Genomic DNA, 17,256 nt, shown 5'->3' on the forward strand with positions numbered 1-17,256 from the left:
GCTCGTTCGTTCGTAGCGGAACTCAAAACGCGACACTCTCCTCGCTCACTATGTTAAATACGCGCGAATGCCACGATTTGTTGCGCCGGACGGACAGCTTCCAGTTTTAACCGTTCGATCGCGGGACGCGTCGACGCGAGCCATTCCTCCGGCCGATCGAGCATTCGGGCGGCTTGGTCCGCGAAAATCTCGGGGTCCAGCGCGTCCGTGCTTCCGACCGCCTTCTGCCCCAAACGGGCGAGAAACTGGTCGATTTTCGGATCGTACGAAAGCCCGAGCAGCGGCACCTCGCGGTTCGCGGCGTAGATGAGCGAGTGCAGCCGCATGCCGAACAGCAGCCGGCAACGGCTCACCTCGCGCAGCATCGCCTGCGGCTCCTCGTGCGCCGGCGCAAGCTCGCTGGCGACGCCCGCGCTCGCGAGCCGTTCCATCACGTACCGGGACGCATCCTCGTCCGGGCCGTGATGGAACGGCAAGAAGCGCAGCCGGACGCTCCGCCGTCCGGCCAGCGCTCCAAGCGCGGCGACCGCGCGGTCCAAGTCCGCGCGGTCGCCGCGCCAAAACCGGACGGACACGCCGACCACGGCCGGCCCGTCCACATCCATACGCGCACTCGCATCTGCCTGCGCAAAGCCAACCCCCGCCTCCCCCGGCAAAGGCAAGCCCATGACCGGGTCCGGCACCACCTCAATGCGTGCCTCGGGGACGCCGAAGCGGCGCAGCAGCGCCGCCGACTCCTCGTCGCGCACCGACACGTACGCGGCCTTGCGGAACGCCCGAGCGATCGGCCAACGGAACATCGCCCGGTTCACCGGGCCGATGCCTTGCGCATACACGAAGGTGGGCTTCCCGCTCCACCGCGCCAGTTCCATGATTCCCAAGTAATACGGAATCGACCCGAGCCCCGTCGCGTCCTGCAGCAGGCTGCCGCCTCCGCTGATCAGCCCGTCGCTCGCGCGCAAAGCCGCCCTCACTTCCGCCAGCTTCATGCGCGGCACAGCCTCTACGCCGTACTGCTTACTTGTCCACTCCGGATCCGCAGACAGCACGATCGGCTCGACGCGTACGCTACGCTCCTGTCCGGCATGCTCAAGCGCGGTCAGGATGCTCTTGAGCACCGCCTCGTCGCCGCTGTTCCGAAACCCGTAATAGCCCGAAATGACGAGACGCATTACTTCGCCCCCTGAAATTCAACCCGCTTCCAGAGCCGCTCGGCAATCTGCCAAACCGCGATCAGGATCAGTCCGATCGGCAAGCCGAGGCCAAGGCCCAACAGAATGCGCGAGATCGAAAGAACGAGCGGGGTATGGATATGCGCGAACGTATCGACCATCGACAGCTGGGCAACCGTGCCGAGCACGAGCAGGCAAGCGGCAAACCGGTAACGCAGCGTCAGGAAAATGCCGAGCAGCAGGATCGGATGCCCGATCAGGAACTCCTTCGTCCTCGGACGGACTCCGAACGTGTTCTCGAGCAGCGAGCGGAACGTCAGCTCGATGCCGGACGCGGTTCCCGCGTTGCCCGTGCGGGACATGTAATACATGCCCGCGGCTCCCAATACGCCGAGCACGACAATCCAAAGCACGGTGATCGGCGTCACGAGAATTTTCCGCGCGTTGCCGAATACCGTATCGCCGGGGCCGTACAGGAACACGTACAGCGCGACCAGGCCGATCGGCGCCGCATGGAGCAGGCTGACGCCGCGGAACTGCTGAAGCACGAGATTATAAGAAATATGGTTGAGCAGAGCCACGACCATCGGAATCGCCGCCATCGACAGCAGCGCAGTGCGGATGTACAGCAGTACCGCACTGCCCAGCCGCCTTCCGGCGCCGAGCTCTTCCGACCGCTGCGCGCGCAGCCTCCGCACGAGCAGGATGACCGCCGCCGTCGGAGCCGCGATCGCCACGAACAGGGCCAGCGTTTGCACCATCAGCGTCTGCTTCAGCACGTACAGACCGGCGCCGCCGACCAATCCGAGCACGAACGCGATCGACAGCAGCCACGGGATGAACATGCCGATGACGATGGCCACGAGCGCGATCGCGCCGAGCATCGCCAGGCCGCGCAGCGCGGATTCCGCCGGCGCGTGATGCACCGTGAATGCCTTCGGCGTGCCGAACGTGAAGCCGAAATCCTTGAGCCTGTCCACCGCACCCTTCTGGGAGGAGCCTTCCGCTCCCTGCAGCGCGTCCTTGATCGTGTCGAGCGGGTTCGTCACTTTGCCCTTCACGCCGTCGCGGGAAGGCACCGCGTTCAGGAATACCATGCGGATGTTGCGGTCTTTTACCGCGAGCAGGATGCGGTCTTGCAGCGCATCCGTCTTGATCGTCGCCATCTCCTGGTCGGTAACGGAGTGAGCGCGGATCACGTTATAGTCGATCAGCTTCGCGAGCTTGGTCAGCCCGCGAACCGGAGTTTTCAAATTCTCGAAGGAAGCGATGCCGATTCCGTTGTCTTGGAGCATGTAGGCAAACTGCTGGATGCCGTCCGGTTTGCCCGGCCCCGGGGATTCCAGACTGAATCCCGGCACCGCGTCGCCGTCGAACGTAATGCGGTCGATGCCGGCCGCCTTGAAAGACTTCAGCCAGCCGTTCATCACTTCCGGATCGAACGGCTCGAACTTGTCCGACAGCCGCGGAACGACCCATAGCCCTGCATCCCTCAAAACCTTAATATCCAGAGGATTCGGTTGCATCGGACGAAGCATCGCGTCATCTTTTGCCATGTCGATAGCCACGCCATTGTGCCCGTCGACGGACCAGTCGGTCACGTCGGCGCCATGACGGGGGAAGCTGTCCTGAATGAGACCTTTGATTACCGTTTGGTCTTCCGGGTTCAAAAACAGAACATAAGTGCGGTTGTCCCCTCGGACAGGAACGCGGCCTTGCAGCGCTGCGGCGTCCGCGGCGCTGTATACCGCGATCTCGCCCGCCCAGCCCAGTTCTTCCAGCGTGCTCTCGTACACGACGGCGCCGTTCACGCCGGCTTGCTTGAGCTCGGTCAGCTCATGCTTCACGAAAGCATCGGGATCGGGCTTGCCCGCTCCGATTTGAAGCAAGTCCCGATAGTCGATGACGAGAGCCGTCTCGTTCGCGGAAGCTTCCGTCTGGGACCTGGCGTACATGACGGGCAGCGACGCGATCACGCCGACCAGCACCACCCACCACAGCCATCCTGCCATTTTGCGATTCAATCTGTTCAACCACTGAGGCACAACCGTCACTCCTTCATGTTCTGCAAGTCGATTCGTCTGTATGTCGAGCCGCGCAGCCCCTCGCAGGGCCACAAAAGGGGGCGGCATTGCTGCCGCCCGTATCCTCTATTCGGCATTCATTATCCGTGTTTACGCCAGTGCGTCCACGCGCTCCATCACGCTCGAGACGAGACGCCCCAGCGATGCGTTCGCCGCATCCAGGTCGTCCCCCCGAACCGCGAAATACAGCTTGATTTTCGGTTCCGTGCCGGAAGGCCGCAGGCAGAACCAAGAGCCGTCGGCGAGCAGGAATTTCAGCACGTTTTCGGGCGGCAGGCCGTCTAATCCCCCCGCGTAGTCGAGCACGCGTTCGACTTTCACGCCCGCGACTTCGGCCGGCGGGTTCGAGCGCCAATCGTTCATGATCGCGCCGATTTTCTCCAGCCCGTCTTTTCCTTTCAAAGTGCGCGATTCCAGCTTCTCCAGATAGGTGCCGTACTGGCGGTACAGCTCGAGAAGCACGTCGTACAAGGTTTTGCCGAGAGACTTGTAATAGGCGGCCGCCTCGCTGATCAGCAAAGAAGCGACGACCGCGTCCTTATCCCTCGCATACGTGCCCGTGAGGTAGCCGTAGCTTTCCTCGTAACCGAAGAGGAAGACGTTCTCGTCCGAGCCTTCGAACTTCGTCATTTGCTCGCCGATGTATTTGAAGCCCGTGAGCGTATCGATCACTTTGCAGCCGAAGGATTGAGCGATGTCCGCGCCCATCTGGCTGGTGACGATCGTTTTGATGACGGTGCCGTTCTTCGGTAGTTTGCCCTGCTCTTTCAGATTCGATAGCAAATAATGGACCATGATCGCGCCGGCCTGGTTGCCGGTCAGCACGACGTATTCGCCTGCGTCGTTCTTCACGACGGAGCCCATGCGGTCGCAGTCCGGGTCGGTACCGATGATGATATCGGCGCCCACTTGGTCGGCCAGCTCGATCGCCAGCTTGAACGCATCATGCTCTTCCGGGTTCGGGGATTTCACCGTCGGGAATGCGCCGTTCGGCTGCTCTTGCTCCCATACGACGTGAACGTTGCCGAAGCCGGCTTGTTCGAGTACTTGGCGAACGGGCAAATTGCCGGCGCCATGAAGCGGCGTATAAACGACCGACAGGGCGTCTCCCGCGCCGCGGCGAAGCATCTCCGGCTGAACGACCTGTGCCTTTACGGCGTCCACGAATGCCTGGTCGTCCTCGTCCCCGAGCCATACGAGAAGCCCTTTGGCCTCGGCTTCCGCTTGACTGAGCCGTTTCACGGCGTCGAAAGAAGCGACTCCGCGGATGCTCTCGATCACTTGCTCGGCCTGATGCGGCACGAGCTGGCAGCCGTCGGCGGCATAGACCTTGTACCCGTTGTATTCGGGCGGGTTGTGACTCGCCGTGATGACGATGCCTCCCGCGGCGCCCAGATGCCGGACCGAGAAGGACAACTGCGGCGTCGGGCGGAGCGAACGGAACAGGTAGGTCTTGATCCCGTTAGCCGCAAGCACGCATGCCGCCTCCAGCGAGAACACGTCCGAATTGTGGCGGGAATCGTGGGCGATCACCACGGACGGCGAAGGCCCTTGTTTCAACAGGTACTCCGCGAAGCCTTGAGTCGCTTTACCGATCACGTATCGGTTCATCCGGTTCGTCCCCGCGCCCATCACGCCGCGCAAGCCTCCGGTTCCGAATTCGAGATCCCGGTAGAAGCGGTCCTCAATCTCGGCGTCCTTGCCGGCGATCGACCGGAGCTCCTCCTTCGTGGCCTCGTCGATGCCCGGATCCCCGAGCCAAGCTTCGTACAGTTCCTGCGGCGATTTCATCATTTACTCGCACCTCTCCCTTTCCGGCTATACATTATCTCTATGATGAGTCCGTACATTCGTACGACCCTGATGTACATTACCCCTTCGACGGATCGGATAACGCGAACATGAGCTCACCTTCAGCCACGACAGTGTCGCCGACTTTGGCCGTTGCCCGGCCTTTGCCGATCGGACCCTTCAGGCGAGTGACTTCCAACTCCAAAATAAGCGTGTCGCCCGGCTTCACTTGGCCCCGGAAACGGAATTCGTCGATGCCGGCGAAAAAGCCGAGTTTGCCGCGGTTCTCCTCCAAGGCGAGCATCGCGACGGTGCCGACTTGCGCGAGCGCTTCGACGATCAGCACGCCCGGCATGACCGGATATCCCGGAAAATGCCCGACGAAAAACGGCTCATTCATCGTCACGTTTTTCAAGCCGACGGCGCGTTTGCCCGGTTCGACCTCCAAAATGCGGTCTACGAGCAGAAACGGCGGACGGTGCGGAATGATTTCTTGGATTTGGTTGATGTCGAGCATGCTCTTGATCTCCTCCATGGCAGGAAATGGTTGCCGCCGCATAGACGGCATTCGGTTCGCCCATAATAGGGTTGTCCCCTTCGTCGAACTGCAGTCGCGAAGGTTGATATAAGAGAGCTCGCATCCGCGCCTCGGCAGAGTGGGCGCGGCCGCGGGCTCTTTTGTAGGTCGGTCATGCCCGGCCCGAAATGTCGGACTGGTTCAAATGCCGGAATTTCAGGAAATAAATCGCGGACGTCAGGAAAGACAGGATGATGCCCGTCCACAAAATGGGGAGTCCGCCGGGTTGATCGAGCAGAAGCAGCATGATCGCGCCGTAGTACACGACGGTCGTCGCTTTGCCGAGCCAGTTGGCGGGCACCGTTTTCATCCCCCGGAAATGGAAAAACGCCGAGCTTGCGATCATCCCGATTTCCCGGAACCCCATGACCGCCACGGCCGCCCAAGGGATTTTGCCTCCGAGGAGCAGCGCGGAGACGACCGCGAGCATCATCAGCTTGTCCGCCAACGGATCGAGCATGATGCCGGTTATCGTGATTTGTCCGCTGCGGCGCGCTATGTAACCGTCCAGGATATCCGTCGCCCCCGCCAGCAGCACCGTAATGAGCGCCGCGACCGAATCGCCGTTCAAATATAAAATCAAAAACAGAGGAATCAAAACGAACCGGGACATCGTAATCGTATTCGGTACGTTCATCCCAGCCGCTCCCCTCTCCGCAACTTCCCCTCGCCCATTATAACGCTCACCTCAATAAATGAAAACTCCCCGACCGAGTCGGGGAGCCTAGAATCCGCTTGCGGAGCGCGGGCACGCGTTTAGCCCTCCGCAAATACGAGATCGTACATATGCTTCCAAGTGTCCACTTGGAACACTTCCGATACCGGCTTTCCTCCCAGAACGGCGTAACCGACCGCCGCTCCCAGAATCAGAGCCAACACGCACAATATGGGGATAATCAACATTTTGAAAGTGATCCATAGGATGCGCCCGATCATTCGGCCGGCGGATCGGCCGCCGGAAACCGTCGGACGGGGAGATGCGGTCATGAAGCTTTCGACTCCTTTGCGAAACTCATCTCCTCTATCGTATCATCCCCGGAGATTATTCGCCATGCTCATCATTTGCTCGGCGGATGACAATGCCCGCGCGTTCAACTGGTAGGCCCGCTGCACCGACATCACTTCGGTCATCTCGTCCGTCAAATTGACGTTCGAGGCTTCCGTGAAGCCTTGTCTTACCGCCGTCCCTTCCGGCAGAACCGCCAGCTGCTGAACGACGTCGGCGGCGTTGGTGCCGGCATCGACTCCATAAAGGTTATCTCCGATGGACCGAAGCAGTTCCGGATTCACGACCTCCATCAGCCGAATCTTGCCGAGATTGATCGGATCGGTTCCGGCTTGTCCGACCGCCAGCATCGTGCCGTCGGCCTGGATCGTCAGGTTGCGTCCTTCCGGAACGATGATGCTGCCGCCGGTTTCGTCCACGACCGGCAAGCCGGCGTCCGTCACGAGCTGCCGATCACCGCCGGGCAGCGGGTTCAACTGGAAGGCACCGTGACGGGTATATGCGGGAGTACCGTCCGGCGTGACGACCTCGAACAACGCGTTGCCTTCGATCGCGACGTCGTTCGGGTTGCCCGTCGATTGCAGCGTTCCTTGCGTCATATCCAGCTGCATGGACGACAAGCGGACGCCCCAGCCCTGGGTAAAGCCGGCAGGCGTCGCGCGGCCGGACAGCGAGAACGCCGGCTCATGCGGCTGCAAGCTGGTGAGCAAATCCTCGAACACCGACGTTTTGCGCTTGTAACCGACGGTGTTGATATTGGCGATGTTATCCGCGAGCATGTCGAGCTTTCTTTGGAGAGAGCCCATCGAGGCCGATGCGGAAATCATGGAGTTGTTCACGCGGCGATTCCCCCTTTACCTGTGTGCGATGGCGGCTTAGACGCGGCCGACTTCGTTGACGGCCTTCTGCAGGCTGCTGTCGTAAAATTGGATGACCTTCTGGTTCGATTCGTACGCGCGGAGAGCGGACATGACGTCCACCATCGATTGCGCCGAGTCCACGTTCGATCTTTCCAAGTAGCCTTGGCGCACCTGCACGCGGTCGCCCGCGGCGACTTGCCGCAGTCCGGCGGGATCGCCGGCGTATTGGAAACGGCCGTTGCCTTGCCGTAACAGTTGGTTCGGATCATTGACCAGCGTCAGCATCAACTGCGGGTTGCCGGGCAGCCGCTGGCTCGTCGTCTTGTTGACCAGGAAGCCGTCGCTCGTCACGGCGATGTCTTCCCACGTGCCGGTCACCACGATCGGCTGCCCGTTCGCGCCAAGCACCGGCGCTCCGTCCGCGGTGAGCAGCGTGCCGTCCGGCGCCGTCTTGAAGCTGCCGTCCCTCGTATATTGACGTTCCCCGTCCGGGCTCTGCACCGTGAAGAAAGCCTGCGGCTGAAAGGTGACATTCCCGTTCGGGTCCACGTATTTGCCCGATGCGTCAAAAACCGCGCCGTTCACCTGGATATCGGAAACGAGCGCCAAATCCTGCGGCCGGAACGTTTCGTTCAGATCTCCTTGTCCGAACGATAACCGGTTCTCCTCGGCGAAAACGCCGGTCGTCAGCTTGCCGATCGGCCCGTTCTGCACGTTGTCGCCGCCCATGGCGGAAATCAGCATGTCAGGAAACGCGCGGGTCATCGAGTTCATTGCCTTGTAGCCAGGCGTGTTCAGGTTCGCGATGTTGTTCGTTACCGTATCGTGACGCCGCTGCTGGGCAATCATTCCGGAAGCGGCCGTATAAAGTCCTCTTAGCATGACGCTTGTCCTCCCAAAATGGTTTAGCCTAGCTTGCGCGTCATTTTGTCCAGATGGTCCAGCATGATGCCGGTCCCTTTCACGACGCAGTGCATCGGATCTTCCGCGATCAACACCGGGACCTTGAGCTCGTCCGCGAGCAGGGCGTCGAGCCCGTCCAGCAGCGCGCCGCCGCCGGTCAGGATGACGCCGCGGTCGATGATGTCCGCGGACAATTCCGGAGGCGTGCGCTCGAGCACCGACTTCGCCGAGGAGACGATGGCCGACACCGGCTCCCACAGCGCGTCGCGAATTTCGTCGGAATGGATCGTGATCGTTTGGGGAAGCCCCGTCACCATGTCGCGGCCGCGGATGTCCATTTCTTCCCGGCGGCCGGTGTGGTACACCGTTCCGATCTTGATCTTGATGTCCTCGCTGGTGCGTTCCCCGATCAGCAGCTTGTATTTGTTCTTTATGTATTTCATGATCGCCGCGTCGAACTTGTCCCCCGCGACTTTAAGAGAAGAGGCGGTAACGACGTCGCCCATGGAAAGGACGGCCACATCCGTCGTGCCTCCGCCTATATCGACCACCATATTGCCGCTGGGCTGGAAGATGTCCATGCCCGCGCCGATCGCCGCCGCCTTCGGTTCTTCTTCCATGAAGACCTCTTTGGCTCCGCTTCTTTCGGCGGCTTCCCGGATCGCTTTCTGCTCGACCGAAGTAATGTTGCTCGGCGCGCAGATCAGAATCCGGGGACGGCTGTACCAGTTGCGGCCCCCCACGCGTTGGATGAAAGCCTTCAGCATCATGTCCGTGACTTCGAAGTCCGCGATGACACCGTCTCTCAGCGGACGGATCGCCACGATGTTGCCCGGCGTCCGGCCGACCATTCTCCTGGCGTCGTCGCCGACGGCCAGTACCCTCCTCGTGTCGCTCTCAATGGCGACAACCGAAGGCTCGTCGAGGACTACGCCCCTTCCTTTCACATGAATGGACACGTTCGCCGTGCCGAGATCGATTCCGATGTCTTTGCTGAACATGAGCCTTGGCTCCTTAACGTATTGGAATGGATAAATTTCGACAGCTGTAGGATAAAAAAGTCGTAATGGTACGTTATTCGACGCGATTTTACGTTTTCCTTCTTTTGTTTGTCGATCTTTAGGCGGAATTATGCTTTGCCGGCCGTCATGACTTCCCGTTTTTTGACCGTCGTTTTCTTGTATTTAATCTTGGTTGCTTCTCCTCCCCTCAGGTGCCGGATCGATTTGTGGTACTCCAAAATGTGCTTGACCTGGTCCGCCAAGTCCGGGTTGATTTCCGGCAAGCGTTCGGTCAGGTCTTTATGCACCGTGCTTTTGGAGACGCCGAATTCTTTGGCAATCGTACGCACCGTATTCCGCGTTTCCACAATGCACCGGCCGATCTTGATGGTGCGTTCTTTGATGTAGTCGTGCACGCTCCCGCCTCCCTGCTGAAATAGATTGGTACATTATATGAGGGGCGCGGTCACTTATTCTTTGTTCCGGAGGGCATGTGCGTCTTTGGTCGCAGGTTTTAATCCCCATAATGGGACTTGAGGGCATAAGAAAAGACGGATGACCGGGCATCCGCCTTCTTGTTCAGTATTTGTTCATTGGAATGGATTAAACTGTAAATGGGTTAGTCTCCGAGCCGCTTCAGAATCGCCAGATAAGGGTGCTGCTCCAGATCGACCAGGTAAGGAGAGGCGATCGTCGAACCGTCCGCTTCTCTATAAACCTGCACCACCGGCCTTAGCACGGGACGATTGGCCGTTTCCACGACGAACGCATGTTGTCCGCTGTTCATCAGCACGTGGGTCGAAACGGGATAAATCGTCAAATGCCGCAAATAGGTCTGGATCAGCGAGAGATCGAACTCGTAATTGCCTGCCGCGAACAGGTACTCCGTCGCTTCCTCCACCGCGTATGCTTTACGATGATGGCGGGAGGAGACCAGCGCGTTGTACACATCCGCGATGCCGACGATTTGGGCGAATTCGGAAATCTCTTCCCGTTTGAGTCCGAAAGGATAGCCTTCGCCGCGGTACCGTTCGTGGTGCTGGAGCGCCACTTTGGCAGACTCGAGGGGCACGTCCTTCATTTTGCTGAGGATGCGGTAACCTTCGGTCGTGTGGCCCCGTACTTTCAGCCGCTCGGAATCCGTCAGCTCTCTCGTGACTTTGGTCAGGTCCGTCGGCAAACGCGTCATGCCGATATCGGAGAACAGGGAGCCAAGGGTGAGATTATACATCTCGTCGGAATCGTACTTCCTGGCGGTCCCGATCACGTTTGCGCACATGGTCACTTGCAGCGCCTGCTGGAACAGCAGCGGATCGGTCTGCAGCATGACGCCGAGCTCTTCCGCGAGCTCTCTTTTGGATACGATTTCACCGATCATCGACTTGAATTGATTCCTGAATTTATCCTGAGGTACGGGAAGCGCAATACGCTCAATGCCCCGCATCGTATCGGTAAAATCGAGCGCGGCTTGAACGGCCTCTTTGCGGCTTTTCTCGTCTTCCTTCATTCTCCCGATATCGGGCAGCGCCCAGTCCGCTTGGGATAGTTCGAAGTTTTGCTGAACCGCGGAATCCGTCCAGAGGGCTCCACGCGACAAACGCAAAGAAACGCGGTCGATATTCAAACCTCTCAACCGTTGAATATAGCCTTCAGTCAGCACGGTGCCTGCGTCGAGAAGAATGACACCGTTGCGGGAATAGATAGGTTTGGCAAGCACGTCGCCGCTCACCAGGTTCATGACCGGTACTTCTCTCATATCAATTCACAGCGACCTTTCCGTAAAACATGAAATGGGCAGGAATCGACAAACCCACCTAAATCTACTAGTCTTATTTACCCACTAGTAAATTATGTCACACCCCCGAATCTATGTCGATAGTCCAATTGACTTTTTAATCAAAATTAGGAAAACCGGGATGACCTCAAATCGAGGATCATCCCGGTTTTTTCGGTTACTTATTCTCGGCTTTGATCAAGCTGTTCGGGTTCACCGACAGACCGTTGCTCAATACTTCGAAGTGGACATGGACGCCTTCGTCGGCTTCCAGCGTGCTTTGGCCGGCTTTGGCGATGACGTCGCCTTGTTCGACTTCTTGACCGACTTCGACTTTCACGTCTTTCAAGCTTTGGTAGACGGTTTCAAGTCCGTTGCCGTGCTGGATGTGCACTTCGTAACCGTTCGCCGGCGTTTGCTCGGCTACCGTTACTTTGCCGCTGAGAGCGGCCAGTACGTCGAATTCCTTAGCGTCGGTGCGCGCCAGGTCGATGGCCGTGTGCGGAGTGAACGTGTTGTCGTGCTCCACCATGGCGGCTTGCCGTTCCTCATCCGATGCCGAGGCATCATAGAAGGACATGGCCGTTTTGAACGACGCCATTTTGTCCACCGGCCAACGGAGCGTTTCCCCGTTTGCCGCGGCCGGAGCCGCTGCCGGACTCGAGCCGTCTTCCTTGACGCCAACGTCTGCGCTGGCTTGCCCCGGAACCGACTGGTCCGTCTCTTTCCCCTGGCCTCCTGCGTTTAGCCAGAGGATCGTTACGATAATTGCCGCCGCGGCCATGTAAGCTGCCGGGAATACCCAGCGTTTGGAGAGCAGCTTCTTCCATCCGGAAGGTCTGGCCGACACCGATCCTGCGATCGACTTGGTAGATTCGTCGATCTTGCGAGTCGTTTTGTTGCCTTCGTTATTCATTTTTCCATCACCTCAGTAAGCCATTCTTACCAGGTGACGGGCTTTTATACCTGAACGGATTGCAAGATTGACATTTTTATAGTCTGAATTCTCACGAGGATTTTCCGGATAGGCCCATTAGATTCGAAACTTCCATCAGTTTCGTTCCCGAGTAATAGTATTCCACGATTTCTTCTGCCGTACGCCCCTCGCGCGCCATCCCTTCCGCCCCCCACTGGCTCATGCCGACGCCGTGCCCGTTACCGTAGGTGGTGAAGGTGATTTCGTCGTTGTTTGTAGTCCATGAAAATGAGGTCGAACGGAGCCCCAGTTTCTCGCGCAATTCCTGCCCTGTGAAGGTTTGTCCGGCAATGGTTATGGACTTGATTCGGTGTCCCGTTGACCACTCGGTGACGACGATATTGGGCTTGCCGTTGGTTGCGCCTCCAGCTGGCAGCGAGTCGATGCCGAGCTTCTCGTAAAACTGATCGAGCGGAATCTGAACGGTTTCCTCCGAACGGGGCGCGCCCACTCGATCCCACGGGCTGATGACGGACCGCAAGTAGGGAACGACGCCGGGGAATACGTCTTCCGAGTTCTCGGTGTAGCCGTTGCTCGCGGAGAAGTACAGGGCTTGGATCGGTTCTCCTTGATAGGCGATGACTTTGCCTTTCGTGTTGTTAACAGCGTCGTCGATTTTGGTGTAGGCTTGTCCGTCCTGCTTGCGGAGGTTGTCCATGTCGGCGAGAGATCGGTAGACTTGGTTGACTTGGGTGTCCGTTACGTCGGCGCCATCCACGGGGACTCCGCTTGTATCGTGCAGCTTGAGGCGCCTGACCATGTAAGTGCGGGCGGCGAGCGCTTGCGCTTCGAGCGCCGCCGGCTCGAAGTCCGCGGGCATCTCGCCCGCGACGACGCCGCGGACGTAGGTTTCGAGCGGCACCTTCTCGATTCGGCGCTGTTCCGAGAGGTAGACTCGGATGATCGGCTCCGGTTGGTTGGCACTGGCGTTGTAAGGCTTAGTGTTGGATGGGTTGCGGGTAGTCGGCTGATTGGGGGAGTCAGCGTTTGTCGAGTTGCTCTGCGTTGACCGCTTGTCCGTTTCGTTATCCCATTGGATTTCGGAAACTTGTACGAGGGTGGATTGGGCTTCTTGTTGGCCGGCGTCCCTATGGTGAAGAACGAGCCATAGGGCCAGCGCGATAACCATGCCTCCCGCGAATGCCGTCCACTCCAACCTGTTGAGCGATTTCATGCGTTACCTCCGCGACTGTTTTCGCCGCAGGCCTGTCCCTGCCGGTCTAGAGGAGGATATGCGCTTTGGGTGGGAAATAGAACCATGCATTCACTTGCCTAGCCTTGGTTTTTCTGCTACTCTCGAGGCAAGATATCGTCGCGAAGCACGCGCCGTCTGCACCGGATTGTCCGGTCGGACGGCGTTTTTGCGTTTGCGCGTGAGGAGGAGGTTAGAGATGGTCGTAAAACTGCAGAAGGACGAGATTTTCGAATCCGCCTATCAACGCTGGCTGGAGGAACATATCCGTAATGCTACAGGAGAACGCAAACGGAGGTTGATGCAGGGTCTCGGACATTCCGAGAAGCTGTTTATTGTTAGGGTGTGGTGGCCGGCGTTCGGGAATCTGGACCATTTGCATCCCGAATTCGAAGTGCACGACTTCAAGGACGGCAGCCGGTTTTTGGATTTCGCTTATATCAAAGACGGCTTGATGCTCTGCATCGAGATTGATGCATTCGGAACGCACCACAGTAAACTTAGCCGCTGGCAATTCGACGACAACCTCGACCGCCAAAACGACCTGGTCCTCGACGACTGGAAAGTCCTCCGTTTCTCCACCGACCAAGTCACCGATAACCCCCGCCACTGCCAGCAGAAAATCCGCCTCGCCCTCGGTAAGTGGGGAGCAGTGAAGTCGGCGGCACCGCTCGAAAATCCGATCGACCACGCCATCATCAAACTAATGGAGACCCGCGGCACCGCCCTCTCACCGACGGAGATCGCTCGCGAATTGCATTGGAGTAACAGAACGATAGCGAAACACCTTAAAGCACTATCGGAAGAAAAAATCGTGTTGCCCGGAAAGCCCGGTTTGAAACGGATCTCTCGTTATATGCTGAACCGGGGCGCAAAGAGATGAACTCCTTCCGCGTAGCCGGGGGCAAACGAGCAAAATTAGTCTACATGGGAGACTATTTCGGCGTGATCGCTGGGATGTGGGCAAGTTAGTCTACGTGGGAGACTATTTCGGCGTGATCGCGGGGATGTGGGCAAATTAGTCTACGTCGGAGACTATTTCCGCGTGATCGCGGGTGAACGAGCAGATTAGTCTACGTGGGAGACTATTTCGGCGTGATCGCGGGGAACGAGCGGATTAGTCTACGTGGGAGACTATTTCGGCGTGATCGCGGGGGAACGTGCAGATTAGTCTACGTGGGAGACTATTTCGGCGTGATCGCGGGGGAACGTGCAGATTAGTCTACGTGGGAGACTATTTCGGCGTGATCGCGGGGGAACGTGCAGATTAGTCTACGTGGGAGACTATTTCGGCGTGATCGCGGGTGAACGAGCAGATTAGTCTACTTGGGAGACTATTTCGACGTGATCGCGGGTGAACGTGCAAATTAGTCTGCGTGGGAGACTATCTCGGCGCACTAATGGAACTTTCACCGAATGTCCCGCCCTCTTTCAGCCAACTTTCAACTGCAACAGCGCAACAAATCGGCATACTTATTCGTTTACCCATCAACAACGAAAAAAAGGATGCCCGGACGGGCACCCTTTCGGAATCGATATAGAATAAGGTCGGCTTGCGGTTAGGCCAGCGTCGGCTGAATGTGCAGGACGCCGACTTCCGACGCGCTGCGGTCTTCCCTCTTCAAGGTAACGGCAGGCGGCATTTGCGCGCGTTCGGTCTCGGCCAGCAGTTCCTCCGGCGACGGAGCGCGAAGGATATCGGCGCCCAGCGCGGACAGCTTGCCGACGATGTCCATGTAACCGCGGTCGATATGGTGCAGGCCGCTCACTTCGGTTACGCCGTCTGCAGCCAGAGCGGCGCAGATCAAGGCGGCACCGGCGCGAAGATCCGTCGCGCAGACGCTTGCGCCCGTGAGGCGCGTGTTGCCGGAGATGATCGCCGTACGTCCGTCGACCTTCACTTCCGCGCCCATTTTAGCCAGCTCTTCGACGTGCATGAAGCGGTTCTCGAACACCGTCTCGGTCACGATGCTGGTGCCTTCGGCTTTCAGCAACAGTGCCATCATCTGGGCTTGCATGTCGGTCGGGAAACCCGGATAAGGCAGCGTCTTTACGTCCACTGCGCGAAGCGGATGCTGCGCCCGGACTCGGATGCCGTTTTCGTCGCAGTCGACGATGACGCCCATTTCTTCCATTTTGGCCACGACCGGACCCAGATGGTCGCGGATCGCGCCTTCCACATATACATCCCCGCCCGTAATGGCGGCTGCGATCATGTAAGTACCCGCTTCCACCCGGTCCGGAATAACCGCGTGTTCGACGCCGCGAAGACGTTCCACGCCTTCGATGCGGATCATGCCGGTGCCGGCTCCGCGGACTTTGGCGCCCATGGCGTTAAGTAAATTGGCCAAATCCACGATTTCGGGTTCTTTAGCCGCGTTTTCGATCACGGTCGTGCCATCGGCCGTAGCGGCAGCCATCATGATATTTTCCGTGGCGCCGACGCTCGCGATATCCAGATAGATTTTCGCGCCGCGCAGTTTGCCGTTGACGCTTGCTTCAATAGAGCCCTGGCCGAAACCGATTTCGGCTCCCATCGCTTCGAATCCTTTGAGATGCTGGTCGATCGGACGCGTGCCGATCGCGCAGCCTCCCGGCAAAGAAATCCGAACCTTGCCCAGACGTGCCAGCAACGGTCCCATCACCAGGAAGGATGCCCTCATTTTCCGAACCAGCTCGTAAGGCGCTTCGAACGAAGAGAGCGAGTCCGCGTTCAAGTGAACGCTTCCTCCGGCTTGGTTCGCGCGGACCCCCAAATGTTCAAGGACCTGCAGTATGTTGTTGACATCATCCAGGGCGGGCACGTCGTGAATGACGCAGGATCCTTCTTCCGCCAACAGCGTGGCGGCGAGGATCGGAAGGACGGAATTTTTAGCGCCGTGAACACGGACAGCCCCCTGTAATGGACGGCCTCCGCGGACGATGATTTTGCTCATGGGTGGTTCCCTCCGCGCGTTAATAAATCATTCCGAAGCCGTACTCGATCAACAAGCCCAACCCCGAAAAAGCCAAATTACACAAATTTCATCTTACCATCGGCAGGTTGACTGGCACAAGCGCCAAATCCTTCCTGCCGGGTGCTGCAAAAAGCTGATTTTCGTTGAAATGCGACTTTCTGACGTGCTCTCCACCCTTTTACCCATTGTTTTCATTCCGACACACCCTTATGCGGCTCCTCGCTCCTCATCAGGAGCGGAACAACCACTTGACATAGCCGGCCCAATGCCAATAATTCAGCACGAATCCCGACAGCAAGTGGCCAAGCGCAATCGCTGCCGCAAGTTGCAGCAACCGGGCGCGGGGACTAAGCGGGTGACGGAGAATTTTATCGAACCGAACTTCCTGCAGCAAGACCCAAGCGAGCGCCACGCAGCCCAGCGTGACGAAGATCGAAAACATTCCGTCCCAGGCAACGGAGCTGAACCCTCCTGTATCGTTCATTACTCCAATTCCCCTTTCGTCAAACCATCTCGGCGGCTTTCTTTGCGCTTAACACCCGACGATCCGGGCGTACGCCAAACCTTGCCGGGTTCCCTGACGAATGGATTCGTTTCCTTCAGGATTTGCAGGTTCGGAGGCTTCAATGCCGCAACAAGACAAAAATCAAGTAACCAGTACGTTTGAACTTCTCATACTGGGTAATATATTCCAAAGACCGCTTAAGCGTCCCGATTCCTTCCAAGCACTCAGGCAACGCTGAACCAAACTCCTCCTTCTGCCCGCTCTTCCTCGCCCGATGGGCAGGAAGCAGCGTTAGTACCTTGCCGCTCCATCATGAGCCACGTGAACCGGCAAGCCCGTCAATCGGGAAACTTCAGGCGTTTCGATCTGCCGTATCCGTCACGGAAACGGCAGATCGTATCGACGATTCCGGAACCGGCGGCGATGAATCGACGGATTCATCTGCTCCCGCCCCTGGG

16 protein-coding genes are annotated in these 17,256 nt (G+C 58.5%); 1 reads left to right on the plus strand and 15 read right to left on the minus strand.

The features are described from left to right. Positions 1–53 precede the first annotated feature (53 nt). From csaB to spoIID, 13 genes are all read right to left on the minus strand, one after another. Positions 54–1,172, minus strand: coding sequence for a polysaccharide pyruvyl transferase CsaB (gene csaB, locus EAV92_RS17395; RefSeq protein ID WP_123042263.1), 1,119 nt, complete (start codon positions 1,170–1,172; stop codon positions 54–56). Further along, on the minus strand, positions 1,172–3,304 hold the full coding sequence (locus tag EAV92_RS17400) for a DUF5693 family protein (RefSeq protein WP_420888785.1): 2,133 nt from the start codon (positions 3,302–3,304) through the stop codon (positions 1,172–1,174). Before EAV92_RS17400 ends, csaB begins: the two co-directional genes overlap by 1 nt. Positions 3,305–3,346: 42 nt before the next feature. Then, positions 3,347–5,047 (minus strand): phospho-sugar mutase, encoded by a 1,701-nt coding sequence (locus EAV92_RS17405; protein WP_420888829.1) that lies wholly within the window; start codon positions 5,045–5,047, stop codon positions 3,347–3,349. A gap of 79 nt (positions 5,048–5,126) precedes the next feature. Continuing rightward, complete coding sequence (fabZ, locus tag EAV92_RS17410) at positions 5,127–5,564, minus strand: 3-hydroxyacyl-ACP dehydratase FabZ (RefSeq protein WP_420888786.1); 438 nt, start codon at positions 5,562–5,564, stop codon at positions 5,127–5,129. Between the two features lie 172 nt (positions 5,565–5,736). After that, positions 5,737–6,261 (minus strand): CDP-alcohol phosphatidyltransferase family protein, encoded by a 525-nt coding sequence (locus tag EAV92_RS17415; RefSeq protein ID WP_123042265.1) that lies wholly within the window; start codon positions 6,259–6,261, stop codon positions 5,737–5,739. 119 nt (positions 6,262–6,380) lie between these two features. Further along, positions 6,381–6,611, minus strand: a complete 231-nt coding sequence (locus EAV92_RS17420; RefSeq protein ID WP_241158305.1) for a DNA-directed RNA polymerase subunit beta — start codon at positions 6,609–6,611, stop codon at positions 6,381–6,383. A gap of 42 nt (positions 6,612–6,653) precedes the next feature. Beyond that, positions 6,654–7,469, minus strand: coding sequence for a flagellar hook-basal body protein (locus EAV92_RS17425; RefSeq protein WP_123042266.1), 816 nt, complete (start codon positions 7,467–7,469; stop codon positions 6,654–6,656). A gap of 36 nt (positions 7,470–7,505) precedes the next feature. After that, the gene (locus EAV92_RS17430) at positions 7,506–8,372 is read right to left on the minus strand and encodes a flagellar hook-basal body protein (RefSeq protein ID WP_123042267.1); all 867 of its coding nucleotides are present in this window, start codon (positions 8,370–8,372) and stop codon (positions 7,506–7,508) included. Between the two features lie 23 nt (positions 8,373–8,395). Further along, positions 8,396–9,394 carry a rod shape-determining protein MreB gene (gene mreB / locus EAV92_RS17435; protein ID WP_123042268.1) on the minus strand — a complete coding sequence of 333 codons (999 nt, stop codon included), beginning with the start codon at positions 9,392–9,394 and terminating at the stop codon, positions 8,396–8,398. Positions 9,395–9,522: 128 nt separating this feature from the next. Beyond that, a complete protein-coding gene (gene spoIIID, locus EAV92_RS17440; RefSeq protein ID WP_094047597.1) occupies positions 9,523–9,810 on the minus strand; it encodes a sporulation transcriptional regulator SpoIIID in 288 nt (95 codons plus the stop codon). A gap of 203 nt (positions 9,811–10,013) precedes the next feature. After that, positions 10,014–11,132: an HD-GYP domain-containing protein gene (locus EAV92_RS17445; protein ID WP_164472826.1), complete on the minus strand. Its 1,119-nt coding sequence runs from the start codon at positions 11,130–11,132 to the stop codon at positions 10,014–10,016. A gap of 214 nt (positions 11,133–11,346) precedes the next feature. Further along, positions 11,347–12,084 carry a M23 family metallopeptidase gene (locus EAV92_RS17450; protein ID WP_123042270.1) on the minus strand — a complete coding sequence of 246 codons (738 nt, stop codon included), beginning with the start codon at positions 12,082–12,084 and terminating at the stop codon, positions 11,347–11,349. 91 nt (positions 12,085–12,175) lie between these two features. Next, a complete protein-coding gene (gene spoIID, locus EAV92_RS17455) occupies positions 12,176–13,318 on the minus strand; it encodes a stage II sporulation protein D (RefSeq protein ID WP_123042271.1) in 1,143 nt (380 codons plus the stop codon). A gap of 217 nt (positions 13,319–13,535) precedes the next feature. Between spoIID and EAV92_RS17460 the strand changes: the two genes are divergently transcribed. Continuing rightward, positions 13,536–14,219: an HTH domain-containing protein gene (locus tag EAV92_RS17460; protein ID WP_164472827.1), complete on the plus strand. Its 684-nt coding sequence runs from the start codon at positions 13,536–13,538 to the stop codon at positions 14,217–14,219. A 676-nt stretch (positions 14,220–14,895) separates the two neighbouring features. On the opposite strand, the gene murA is transcribed toward EAV92_RS17460, so the two are convergent. Both murA and EAV92_RS17470 read right to left on the minus strand, forming a co-directional pair. Further along, complete coding sequence (gene murA, locus EAV92_RS17465) at positions 14,896–16,272, minus strand: UDP-N-acetylglucosamine 1-carboxyvinyltransferase (RefSeq protein WP_123042273.1); 1,377 nt, start codon at positions 16,270–16,272, stop codon at positions 14,896–14,898. Positions 16,273–16,522: 250 nt separating this feature from the next. Beyond that, on the minus strand, positions 16,523–16,777 hold the full coding sequence (locus EAV92_RS17470; RefSeq protein WP_123042274.1) for a DUF1146 family protein: 255 nt from the start codon (positions 16,775–16,777) through the stop codon (positions 16,523–16,525). Positions 16,778–17,256: the final 479 nt, after the last annotated feature.

Origin of the sequence: Cohnella candidum, from assembly GCF_003713065.1 — a bacterium.
Lineage (GTDB): Bacteria > Bacillota > Bacilli > Paenibacillales > Paenibacillaceae > Cohnella > Cohnella candidum.

Excerpts from the sequence above, each read along its gene's own strand:
- csaB (WP_123042263.1), bottom strand. The coding sequence starts at position 1,172 with ATGCGTCTCGTCATTTCGGGCTATTACGGGTTTCGGAACAGCGGCGAC.
- EAV92_RS17400 (WP_420888785.1), bottom strand. The coding sequence starts at position 3,304 with ATGCCGCCCCCTTTTGTGGCCCTGCGAGGGGCTGCGCGGCTCGACATA.
- EAV92_RS17405 (WP_420888829.1), bottom strand. The coding sequence starts at position 5,047 with ATGAAATCGCCGCAGGAACTGTACGAAGCTTGGCTCGGGGATCCGGGC.
- fabZ (WP_420888786.1), bottom strand. The coding sequence starts at position 5,564 with ATGCTCGACATCAACCAAATCCAAGAAATCATTCCGCACCGTCCGCCG.
- EAV92_RS17415 (WP_123042265.1), bottom strand. The coding sequence starts at position 6,261 with ATGAACGTACCGAATACGATTACGATGTCCCGGTTCGTTTTGATTCCT.
- EAV92_RS17420 (WP_241158305.1), bottom strand. The coding sequence starts at position 6,611 with ATGACCGCATCTCCCCGTCCGACGGTTTCCGGCGGCCGATCCGCCGGC.
- EAV92_RS17430 (WP_123042267.1), bottom strand. The coding sequence starts at position 8,372 with ATGCTAAGAGGACTTTATACGGCCGCTTCCGGAATGATTGCCCAGCAG.
- mreB (WP_123042268.1), bottom strand. The coding sequence starts at position 9,394 with ATGTTCAGCAAAGACATCGGAATCGATCTCGGCACGGCGAACGTGTCC.
- EAV92_RS17445 (WP_164472826.1), bottom strand. The coding sequence starts at position 11,132 with ATGAACCTGGTGAGCGGCGACGTGCTTGCCAAACCTATCTATTCCCGC.
- EAV92_RS17450 (WP_123042270.1), bottom strand. The coding sequence starts at position 12,084 with ATGAATAACGAAGGCAACAAAACGACTCGCAAGATCGACGAATCTACC.
- spoIID (WP_123042271.1), bottom strand. The coding sequence starts at position 13,318 with ATGAAATCGCTCAACAGGTTGGAGTGGACGGCATTCGCGGGAGGCATG.
- EAV92_RS17460 (WP_164472827.1), top strand. The coding sequence starts at position 13,536 with ATGGTCGTAAAACTGCAGAAGGACGAGATTTTCGAATCCGCCTATCAA.
- murA (WP_123042273.1), bottom strand. The coding sequence starts at position 16,272 with ATGAGCAAAATCATCGTCCGCGGAGGCCGTCCATTACAGGGGGCTGTC.
- EAV92_RS17470 (WP_123042274.1), bottom strand. The coding sequence starts at position 16,777 with ATGAACGATACAGGAGGGTTCAGCTCCGTTGCCTGGGACGGAATGTTT.